The following is a 290-nucleotide window of genomic DNA, read 5'->3' on the forward strand; positions in this document are numbered from 1 at the left end:
GGTAGTGGTTGTAATGTCCGTAATCATAGCTTCAATCTCGTTTTTCATAAGCTCTCGCCCTCCTTGCATGAATAATCGGGTATGCCCTGTTTCGGGGCAGCCTTGCCTTTGGCAGCGTCCTCCTGCGCCCACTTGTAAATGGTGGCTGCATGGCTGTGGTACTGCTTCCCGGTGGAAGCGATATGGCAGGAAAGCCGGTCAATATAATACTCCCACTTGTCGGGCAGCTCTGTTTTCAGCCCGGAAAGCTCTGTATCGGTCAGTATCACATTGTTGTATCTGCCATAAGC

The 290-nt window shown here is 51.0% G+C and carries 1 pseudogene; it reads right to left on the reverse strand.

Going from position 1 to position 290, the window contains the following annotated elements:
• Positions 1 to 44: 44 nt before the first annotated feature.
• Positions 45 to 290 (reverse strand): annotated as a pseudogene (locus tag GPK49_RS05845) (phage replisome organizer N-terminal domain-containing protein); the annotation flags it as partial.

Origin of the sequence: Clostridium sp. MCC345 (assembly GCF_018785345.1) — a bacterium.
Classification (GTDB): Bacteria; Bacillota; Clostridia; order Lachnospirales; family Anaerotignaceae; genus Anaerotignum_A; species Anaerotignum_A faecicola.